Annotated in this window: 10 protein-coding genes; 8 read left to right on the forward strand and 2 right to left on the reverse strand. The window is 65.9% G+C overall.

All coding sequences use genetic code 11. The annotated features are described in order from the left end of the window. Positions 1-340: 340 nt before the first annotated feature. Together EO139_RS08935 and xth are read left to right on the forward strand one after the other, a co-directional pair. The gene (locus tag EO139_RS08935) at positions 341-925 is read left to right on the forward strand and encodes a DUF4142 domain-containing protein (protein ID WP_126970281.1); all 585 of its coding nucleotides are present in this window, start codon (positions 341-343) and stop codon (positions 923-925) included. A 218-nt stretch (positions 926-1143) separates the two neighbouring features. After that, positions 1144-2136, forward strand: coding sequence for an exodeoxyribonuclease III (gene xth, locus EO139_RS08940; RefSeq protein WP_126945945.1), 993 nt, complete (start codon positions 1144-1146; stop codon positions 2134-2136). A 10-nt stretch (positions 2137-2146) separates the two neighbouring features. On the opposite strand, the gene EO139_RS08945 is transcribed toward xth, so the two are convergent. Beyond that, positions 2147-2437 (reverse strand): hypothetical protein, encoded by a 291-nt coding sequence (locus EO139_RS08945; RefSeq protein WP_115677146.1) that lies wholly within the window; start codon positions 2435-2437, stop codon positions 2147-2149. Between the two features lie 210 nt (positions 2438-2647). On the opposite strand from EO139_RS08945, the gene EO139_RS08950 reads away from it, so the two are divergent. From EO139_RS08950 to EO139_RS08960, 3 genes are read left to right on the forward strand one after another with little or no spacing between them, the layout of a single operon-like run. Next, positions 2648-3901: a molybdopterin molybdotransferase MoeA gene (locus tag EO139_RS08950; RefSeq protein ID WP_126945942.1), complete on the forward strand. Its 1254-nt coding sequence runs from the start codon at positions 2648-2650 to the stop codon at positions 3899-3901. Positions 3902-3947: 46 nt separating this feature from the next. Further along, positions 3948-4517, forward strand: coding sequence for a molybdenum cofactor guanylyltransferase (locus EO139_RS08955; RefSeq protein ID WP_115677144.1), 570 nt, complete (start codon positions 3948-3950; stop codon positions 4515-4517). Then, on the forward strand, positions 4501-4863 hold the full coding sequence (locus EO139_RS08960) for a hypothetical protein (protein ID WP_126945939.1): 363 nt from the start codon (positions 4501-4503) through the stop codon (positions 4861-4863). The genes EO139_RS08955 and EO139_RS08960 overlap by 17 nt, the downstream gene beginning before the upstream one ends. A gap of 25 nt (positions 4864-4888) precedes the next feature. Here the strand turns inward: EO139_RS08960 and EO139_RS08965 are convergent, their stop codons facing one another. Next, positions 4889-5887: an NAD(P)-dependent oxidoreductase gene (locus EO139_RS08965; protein WP_126945936.1), complete on the reverse strand. Its 999-nt coding sequence runs from the start codon at positions 5885-5887 to the stop codon at positions 4889-4891. An 82-nt stretch (positions 5888-5969) separates the two neighbouring features. On the opposite strand from EO139_RS08965, the gene EO139_RS08970 reads away from it, so the two are divergent. The 3 genes from EO139_RS08970 to EO139_RS08985 all read left to right on the forward strand — a co-directional run bounded on the left by EO139_RS08970 (position 5970) and on the right by EO139_RS08985 (position 9865). After that, positions 5970-6542: an ANTAR domain-containing protein gene (locus EO139_RS08970; RefSeq protein WP_024940396.1), complete on the forward strand. Its 573-nt coding sequence runs from the start codon at positions 5970-5972 to the stop codon at positions 6540-6542. Positions 6543-6546: 4 nt separating this feature from the next. Next, positions 6547-7635 (forward strand): CmpA/NrtA family ABC transporter substrate-binding protein, encoded by a 1089-nt coding sequence (locus tag EO139_RS08975; RefSeq protein ID WP_126970283.1) that lies wholly within the window; start codon positions 6547-6549, stop codon positions 7633-7635. A 1060-nt stretch (positions 7636-8695) separates the two neighbouring features. Then, a complete protein-coding gene (locus EO139_RS08985) occupies positions 8696-9865 on the forward strand; it encodes a nitrate/nitrite transporter (RefSeq protein ID WP_180497010.1) in 1170 nt (389 codons plus the stop codon). The last annotated feature ends 30 nt before the right edge of the window (positions 9866-9895 follow it).

Genomic DNA, 9895 nt, shown 5'->3' on the forward strand with positions numbered 1-9895 from the left:
GCATGCAATTACTGCCGGCACAGCGTCAGGCCGCCACGCGGAACCGATGGAGACTCGAGCCTGCGGCGCGTGTGCGTCCTGCGTTCGATTGCAACGCGGGTGTCGGGCTGCCGAGGATTGCAAGCAGTCTGACGATCCGAGCTATACGCGATCGCCACGGGATTCATTGGCGCACCGCACTGCAGCCGACGACGCCGTAGAAAAACTTCGTGACCTTCGCTTGATGTGAAGTGCGGTGCGGTGCAGCAAGGTTTTTTCTCCGATCGTCGACACCGGTTCGACGATCGGGTCACGCGAGGAGGTCCAGCATGGAGGCACATCCTCTAGCGTGGAGATTCTCATGAAAGCACGTCACCCGATGTTTGCAGCGCTGGCCCTGTGTTTGAGCGTCACCGTCGCTGCGCATGCGCATGCGCAGACTGCAACGCAGGCCGACATGCCGGCCGCCCCCCAGCAACAGGCGGCCAACAGCATGCCGAGCGCGAAGGAGCGCGAGGCGCTGGGCACCTTGAGCGCCATCAATACCAGCGAAATCAACGCGGCCAATCTCGCGTTGCAGCAGCAGGTGCAAGGCGGCGTGCGCGACTATGCGATGCAGATGGTCAAGGAGCACACCGAGAACAATCAGAAGCTGGCCAAATGGTCGCCGGACGTGTCTGCTGCCAGTGCCAAGGCGCAGATGAGCAAGGGCAAGACCGAACTGGCGACGCTGCAGAAGCTCGACGCCAAGGCATTCGAGGCCGCCTACGTCACGGCGATGGTCAAGGACCACACCGATGCATTGTCAGCGCTGGACAAGCAGCTGATTCCCGCTGCCAAAACGCCGCAGGTGCTGACGCATCGGCAGACCACGCGTAGCCATGTCGCCGACCATCTGGCGGCAGCCAAGGCCCTGCAGGCCGGCATGAGAGGTGCTGGACGCTGAGGCCTGTGCGCATTGCCGGCAAGTGACTGACCGCCCGGTTGCTGCTGCAACGGGCGGTCAAGGTTTCGAGTGTGTCGGTCAAGACCGGCGGCACAGGCTGATCGTCTGCTAGGCGTGGGCACCTATGCCAGCACGCGATGGAGCTTCACTCCGCTTGAGCATCTGCTTAATGCCAGGCCGGCAATGCTGTTCCATTACGCTCATCTGGCCGTTCGCCCATGCCCGCCACCACCCGCAAGATCGCGACCTTCAACGTCAATGGCATCACTAGCCGGCTGCCGCATTTGCTGGAATGGTTGCAGCGCGAGCAACCGGACATCGTCGGCTTGCAGGAACTGAAAGCCACGCAGGATGCCTTTCCGGAACAGGCGATCCGTGATGCCGGGTACGGCGTGATCTGGCAGGGCGAGAAGTCGTGGAATGGCGTGGCATTGCTGGCGCGCGGCGCCGATCCGGTGGAAATCCGTCGGGGGTTGCCGTGGGGTCCTGGCGATACGCAGAGCCGTTATCTCGAAGCGGCAATTCACGGGGTCGTGGTGGCCTGCCTGTATCTACCCAACGGCAATCCGCAGCCCGGGCCGAAGTTCGACTACAAGCTGGCATGGTTTCAACGCCTGATCCGGCATGCCAGGACGCTGGTGGACCTGCCACACCCGGTCGCACTGATCGGCGACTTCAACGTGGTGCCGACCGATGCCGACATCTATGATCCCAAAGGCTGGCGCAAGGATGCATTGCTGCAGCCGGAGAGCCGCCAGGCGTACCGGGCCCTGCTCGACCAGGGCTGGACCGACAGCCTGCTTGCCGTCCACGGCCAGACGCCGATCTATACCTTCTGGGACTATTTTCGCCAGCATTTTGCGCGTGATCGCGGCTTGCGCATCGATCACTTGCTGCTCAATCGCACCCTGGCGCCCGGACTGCAGGACGCCGGCGTGGACAAGTGGGTCCGTGCACTGGAAAAAGCCAGCGATCACGCGCCGACATGGATCAGCGTGCGTGTGCCGGACGTGGTAGCCGGGCCGGCACCGCAGGCCAAGGCTGTGTCCAAGCCGCGTAGACGGCCCGTCGCAAAGGCAGCTGCGGTGCGCAAGCCGACGGCGAAGACGGCGCCCAAGACCGGGACGAAGAAGACGCCAACGCCGCCCGCCACCAGCACGTCAACCGCACCCGCCAAGCCGCGCAAGCGGGCGAAGAAACGCGCTGAATAATGCGGCAGGCTTAGCCGGTCCCGCTTGCATGGCGACGCTCCATCCGACGCTGCTTGATCCGGTGCAGCACATGCCCGGTGAGGGCGGTCAGCAGGATCAGTACGTTGCTGACGATAAACACTGCATTGCCGACCAGGTAGCTGTAGAGGATGAACAGCACCGAGGCGCTGATCTGGCCGATGAACAGCCAGCGCGACACGCCGTGCGCTGCGTCCGAGCGCCATTGCTTGTAGATCTGGCGGATCAAGGTGGCAATCAGGATGGTACTGGCGAGCCAGCCCACAAGGTCGACGGGTTGCATGCGGAACGGCTACCGTGGGGAACGGCGTGCAATAGTGCGAGGTGCCATGTGGGCATGGCGTTCTAGCGGCTTCAAGCGACGCGCGCCATCGGCCAGACAGGCTTGTGCGTGCAGCAGGACGCAGCGATGCCGCAACCGCCATGCCTGTACCGGCCGCGCCGGGGGCCGGTATCCTAGCCAGGTCATCCATCGCTCGACCGTGCCTTGCTCATGATCAGCTACGCCGACGCACTTGCGATTGTCCACCAGCAGATCGCCGTGCTTGCCGGCGAGTGGGTGGACAGTGCCGATGCCGAGGGACGGGTGCTTGCGCAGGCCTTGTCGAGTCCGGCCGAGCTGCCGGTGTTCGACAACAGTGCGATGGATGGATTTGCGTTGTCCACCGCCGGCCGCGGTGCAACCGCCGGCAGCGAACACGTCATCGGCGGCAGCGTTGCCGCAGGTGAAGATGCCGGTGGCATCGCGGCTGCCCACGCTTGGGAAATCATGACCGGTGCCGGCTTGCCTGCGGGTGCCGATGCAGTGGTGCCGATCGAGCAGGTGGACGTGCTGGCGCATGATGGCCCACGGCCCAGCCGCATCCGTCTGCGCACCGATCTTCACGCCGGCCAGCACATTCGGCGACGCGGAGAAGATGTGGCTTTGCACGATCGCGTGATCGCGGCCGGCACCGTGCTGCGCGCCGCCCACCTGATGCTGTTGGCCGCGCTGGGGTGTGCGCGTGTGCAGGTGGTGCGGCGTCCGCGTGTGGCCCTGATTGCGACCGGCCGCGAACTGGTCGGCGATCCGGCGCAGCTGCTGCAGCCTGGTCAGATCCGCGATGGCACCAGCAGCTATCTGCTCAGCCAGCTGCGTGCAGCCGGTGCCGAAGTCGTGTGGCATGGACAGGTGGGCGATGACGCTGCCGGCTTCGATCCGGCGCTTGCGCAGGCGCGCAATGCGGGCGCCGATGTGATTCTGAGCACGGGCGCGGTGTCGCGCGGTCGCTACGATTTCGTGCCGGATGCCTTGGCACGGCATGGCGCGGCGGTGCTGTTCCACAAGGTTGCGGTGCGGCCGGGCAAGCCGGTGTTGCTGGCGCGCTTCGAGGACGGCGTGCTGTATGTCGGCCTGCCGGGCAATCCAATGGCCAGCGCCGCCGGGCTGCGTTTTTTCGTCGAGCCGGCGTTGCGCGGCTTGCTTGGCATGCCGGCCGAGCGCGGCTTGCAGGTTGCGCTGGAAACGCCGATGCAGGCACGGCCACTCTGGCGGCAGCACCTGCGCGCACGCTTGACCTGCAGCGCTGCCGGCGTGCTCTGCGTGCAGATCCTGCCGCAGCAGGAGTCGTTCCGCGTGGCGCCGTTGCTGCAGGCCAATGTCTGGGCAGTGCTGGAACCGCAGGACGCGGGCGCCGCGCCCGCGACGACGGCGCAGGTGTTCGGGCTGGGCCATCTGCAGCCGGCCGCACCGGCGCTTGTGCCATGAGCGTGCGCCGGCACGTGGCGCGATGTGGTGCCGGCGGGCAGGCGGCATGAGCGCCACGCCTGCCTGGACGGGTGTGGTGCTGGCCGGTGGCCGGTCCTCGCGGATGGGGCAGGACAAGGCGCTGCTGCAGTGGCACGGCCGTCCATTGCTGGAGCACATGCAGGCCTTGCTGCGTGATGCCGGCGCGCGCGATGTGGTGATCAGCGGCGATCGCCCGGGCTATGCCGGGATTGCCGACGTGCAGCCGGACCTGGGGCCGCTTGGCGGCCTGGCCAGCGTCATCGATCGGCTGGCCGATGCAGTGACGCTGGTGGTGGTCCCGGTCGACATGCCACTGCTGTCTAGGGCATTGCTGGAGCGGCTGCTGGCCCCGCCACATCAGCGCTGCGTTGCCTTCGAAGACCAGATGTTGCCGATGCGGCTGTACCTGGATGCCGCTGTGCGTGAGGCACTCGCTGCGCTGATGGCCGGCGCCGGGCCGTCACGCTCGCTGCGCGCCCTGCAGACCGCATTGCAGTGCCATCGCGTGGCTGTCACCGCCAGCGAACGCGCCGCGTTCGTCAATTGCAATACGCCCGAGCAGTGGAGTCAGCTCATCCATGAAAATCCAGATTGAAGGTCAGCAGCTGCGCTTTCGCATCGACGAAGCCGAATTGGCCGAGTTGCTTGCCGGGCGTAGTGTTGAGAATCTGAGCCGCTTGCCGAGCGGGCAGGGCGCGCGACTGGTGCGCCACAGCGTGAGCCTGACCGGCGGTCACGCAGCCTGCAACTGCGCCACCGACCATTGGCAGTTGTCGGTGCCGCGCGATGTGCTGGAAGACCATGCACGGCAATTGCCCAGCCGCGAGGGACTGCGCTTCAGCTTCGACGCCGGTGCTGGCCACGCCGAACAGACGGCGTTGCAGGTGACCTTCGATATCGATGTGCGCGACAGTGCGCGCAAGCGCTTTCCGAAAACCTGAGGCGGTGGCTACACGCGCACACCGCTCATGCGTCGGCTTCGAGCCGCGCAGCAATGCCGGGCACCCGCTCGCACGCCAGGCCACGCGCCTGCAGCGCGGCATCGATTGCGGCAGCATCGGTATCGCTGTAACCGACGCCGCTGCGCAACGCGACCACGTGCAGGCCTTCGGTGGCCAGTTCCAGCAATAGATCGTGTTGTGTAGCGGCATCGTGCGGCAAGCCGCGGCGTGAGGCATCGCGCCTTGCCAGTTCCAGCACTGCCTCGGGGATGTCGTCGCCGATCAGCAGGACGTCGGCCAGATTCATCGCGCGCAGCGCCTTGAGGGTGAGCAGGCCGGGATCGCCCGGGCCGGTGCCGACCAGTTGCACGCTGCCACGCGCCGGCACCGCGCCGGCGTCGTCCAGTGCGGCGATGAAGGCGCTTTCGGCCGCGTCGTCGTTGCCGGCCTGCAGCAGCAGCGGCACGTTGCCGTCGATGACGCGGTCGAACCAGCGCCGGCGCCGATTCATGTCGGGGAACTGGCTGCGGATGCGCTCGCGGTGACGCGCAAACAGGCCGGCGAAGCGACCGACCGAGACATCCAGTTCGCGCTCGAGCCGTTCGCGCAGGCGGCGTGCCAGCATCGGTGCGGCACCGGCGGAGGAAATGGCGATGACCAGCGGATCGCGGTCCACGATGGCCGGCACCTGATAGGTCGACAGCTCCGCATCGTCCACCACGTTGACCAGGCGCTGACGCGCACCGGCGGCAGCGGCGACACGTTGATTCAACTCCCCATCATCGGTGGCGGCGACCACCAGCCATACGTCATCGATCCAGGCGGGATCGAACTGGCCGCCCAACTGTTCGAAACGGCCGGCCTGCATCAGCTCTGCCAGTTCGGGCGAGAGCGCATGCGCGTACAGGCGGATGTGCGCACCGGCCTTGAGCAGCGCCAGTACCTTGCGCGTGGCGACTTCGCCACCGCCGATGACCAGCACGGCGCGCGCCTGCAGGTTTGCGAACAACGGGAACAACGGCATCAGACGTACTCCGAAAGGATGGCTCGCATCGACGGCATGTTGCATGGCACCATCAGGCCACGTCCACGCCTCGCTGCCGCCAATGCGTGTCCTGCTGGTCAACGATACCGAAAAGCCGATCGGCGAACTGCGTCAGGCATTGACGCGCGCCGGCTACACGGTGCTCGACGATGTGGCATCGGTCGGTGCCTTGCTGCATGCGGTACAGAGCCAGCAGCCGGACGTGGTGGTGATCGATGTCGACTCGCCCTCGCGCGACACCCTGGAGCAACTGTCGATGCTGCATGCCCACGCGCCGCGCCCGGTGGTGATGTTTTCCGGCGATGGCGACGATGCCTTGATCCATGCGGCCGTCGGCGCTGGCGTCACTGCCTATGTGGTCGATGGCCTGGCGCCGGCGCGGTTGGCGCCGATCGTGCAGGTGGCGCTTGCGCGGTTTGCGCAGGAAAGCAGCATGCGCAAGCGCCTGGACGATGTGCAGCAGGCGCTGCAGGACCGCAAGCTGATCGATCGCGCCAAGGGCCTGTTGATGGAAAAACGCGGCCTGAGCGAGGCCGACGCCTACGCGGCGCTGCGCCAGCAGGCGATGAAGCAGGGCGTCAAACTGGCCGAAGTGGCGCGACGCATCGTGGCCATGGCCGAGTTGCTGGGATGACCACATGAGCCAAGCCGACCTCCCCGTACTGCGCGTGGCCTACATGCCGCTGATCGATTGCGCGCCCTTGGTGGCGGCGCAACGACTGGGCCTGGATCACGTGCATGGGCTGCAGTTGCATTTGCAACGGCAGGCGTCCTGGGCCGGCGTACGCGACCGTCTGCTGGCGGGCGAGGTCGATGCAGCGCACACCCTGGCCAGCCTGGTCTATGCGATCGACCTGGGCATTGCCGGGCCGCAGTGCCCGATGGCGCTGTTGCTGACGCTCAACCACAACGGCCAGGCGATCACGCTGGCACCTGCGCTCGCACAGGCCTTGGCCGACGGGCAGACCTTGCCACAGGCGCTGGCCAGCCTGGGTCGCCGCGCCGTGTTCGCGCAGACCTTCCCCACCGGCACGCATGCGTTGTGGCTGTACTACTGGCTGGCCGCACGCGGCGTGGACCCGATGCGCGAAGTGGAGGTGCTCAGCATCCCGCCGCCGCAGATGCCGGACGCCTTGGCCAGTGGCCTGGTCGATGGCTATTGCTCCGGTGAGCCATGGGCGGCGGTTGCGCAGGCGCAGGGCAGTGGTCGACGGGTGATCCGCAGTGGCGAGCTGTGGGCCGGCCATCCGGAAAAAGTGCTGGCCTGCCGGCGTGAATTCGCCGCGCTGCAACCCGAGTTGACCGAACGCCTGACCGCCTGCGTGCTGGAGGCCTGCCGCTGGCTGGATGCGGACCCGGCCAATCGCGCGCAATGTGCGCAGTGGCTGGCCGAGCCGCAGCATATCGGTGTGTCGGCTGCGCATCTGGCGGCCTGCCTCGACGCCGATGCCGATGCCGATGCCGATGCCGATGCGAAGGCATCTGCGAACGATGGGACGGCGCTGGCCTTTCACCGCGATGGCGCGGTCAACATGCCTTGGCTATCGGACGGCGAGTGGTTCCTGACCCAGTTTCAACGCTGGGGCTGGCATGACATCCAGGAAGACGACATCGCGCGGCTGCGCGACATCCATCGACTGGACAATTATCGGCGCGCGGCCGCACGCATCGGCGTGGCCGTGCCGGAGGGCGATCACCGCAGCAATCGGTTGTTCGATTCGCGCTGAGCGTGGCTGACAAGAGGGTCGTGCGGCCAGCCAGCCGGAGTGCATTGGCTGGATGCATTGGATCGGGCAGAAGCGGAAGCAGCGGCAAAAATTACAACGGCAACGGCAACGGCAACGGCAACCGCAACGGCAACCGCAACAGCGCGAGGCATGTGGTCTGCCGCTTGGTTGCAGGGCCCTTGCCCGCCCACCATCGCAGGACACGCCGCAAGTACGTCCTTGTAGGCTCCGGCGCGGCATCCATGCCGCTCAGGGTCCCGCGACGGTGAGCGGGCAAGGGCCAGTCGAGATGGTCGGTGTGTGGTTGCAAGCAGGGCATGAGATGCGTTGTTCGGATCACAGTGCGTTAGATCGACTTCCCAACGCAGGCCGGGCGGCAGACAGATCTTCGATACGCACCCCACAAACTTCTCATCTGCCCGGCGCAAGTTGAATAAAGACTCTAAGAAAGGGCAGCCGATCAACTTCCTGGTGCGGTGTCCTCGCCGGTTGCGGGACCGTCTGGCGGCATGGAGGCCGCCACCGAGCCTCCACGGATGGATTCACGGCATGTCCCGCAGGCGGCGAGGGCATCGCGCCCTCGACTAGCCAAGCTTTTGACCTGAACATTTGACTGCATCTAATAAGGACAACTCGCCCTTGTAGTGCACCAGATGTATTCGGCGCTCTTAGCCATGCGATGGGGCAGGGCGCGCACCAACCGACGCACGCTATTGGTGCATCGGCGCACGAAAGCCGGGAACGGCACGCTGCATCCGTTCCTCGACAGATCGTTGGCGAACTGCAGGCATTGCAAGAAAGCTACCATTTTCCAGTGACTTGCAACGGCATGATGCCCGGGTGCGCAAGTTGGCACGTTGATTGCTTGGCACTCACGTGCAGGTGCAACGGCGTACCTGCAACAACACGCACACGATGCAGCGGATCAACGGAGATCCGCACGCATCCAGGACAACGGCGTCCTTCCGGTTTTACCGGAGGGGCGCCGTTTTTTTTGGCCATCGCATTCGAAGAGGTCTCTATGCAGCGCTCGTTCTGGCGATCCGGGCACACGCCCACCTTGTTCGCATCCTTCCTGTATTTCGACCTGAGCTTCATGGTGTGGTATCTGCTCGGTCCGCTGCAGGTGCCGATTGCGCAATCGCTGGGACTGGATACGCAGCAGCGCGCCCTGATGGTGGCGGTGCCGATCCTGTGCGGCGCCGTGCTGCGGCTGGCGCTGGGCATGCTGGCCGACCGTATCGGTGCCAAGCGTGCCGGCGTTGCCGCACAGCTTGCGGTGATCGCGTCGTTGTTTGGTGCCTGGCAGTTCGGCGTGCACAGCATGGGGCAGGTGTTGCTGCTGGGCGTGTTGCTCGGCATTGCCGGTGCCTCGTTCGCGGTTGCGCTGCCGCTGGCCTCGCGCTGGTATCCGCCCGAGCATCAGGGCACGGCGATGGGCATTGCCGGTGCGGGCAATTCCGGCACGGTGCTGGCGGCGTTGTTCGCACCGATGCTGGCGTTGGCGTTCGGTTACCAGAATGTATTCGGACTGGCATGCATCCCGTTGCTGCTGACGCTGATCGTCTTTGTCTTGATTGCGAAGGAGGCGCCGGCACCGGTCGCACGCAAGCGCTGGTCCGACTACGGCCGCGTGCTGGTGGGCAACCGCGATGCCTGGCGCTTCATGTTTTTCTATTCGGTGACCTTTGGCGGTTTCTCCGGGTTTGCCAGCGCGTTGCCGGGCTACTTCCACGACCAGTTCGGCTTCGATGCGCGCACTGCGGGCTGGGCGACCGCTGCCTGCGTGCTGGCGGGGTCGGTGATGCGCCCGTTGGGCGGCGTGATTGCGGACCGCGTTGGCGGCACGCGTGCCTTGCTCACCGTCTATCTCCTGGTGGCTGCGCTGGTGGGCATCGCAGGTGTCGGTGCGGGCGGTGCGATGGTGACGCTGGCCTTGTTCGTGCTGACCTTGTTGTGCCTGGGCGCCGGCAATGGCGCGGTGTTCCAGCTGGTACCGCAGCGGTTTGCGCAGGACATCGGCGTGATGACCGGCTTGATCGGCATGGCCGGCGGCATCGGCGGGTTTGCGCTGGCTGCGGGCCTGGGCGTGCTCAAGCAGCACACCGGCAGCTACGCGATCGGCATGTGGGTGTTCGCTGCGTTCGCACTCGGTGGTTGGGCGTTGCTGGCCGGGGTCAAGACGCAGTGGCGCAGCGAATGGTCCAGCGCCGGCGCGGCGCGGGTCTGACATGTCGACAGGAATCCAGGCAATGAAGCA

It is taken from the genome of Xanthomonas sp. BRIP62411 (assembly GCF_003993525.1).
GTDB lineage: Bacteria > Pseudomonadota > Gammaproteobacteria > Xanthomonadales > Xanthomonadaceae > Xanthomonas > Xanthomonas euroxanthea.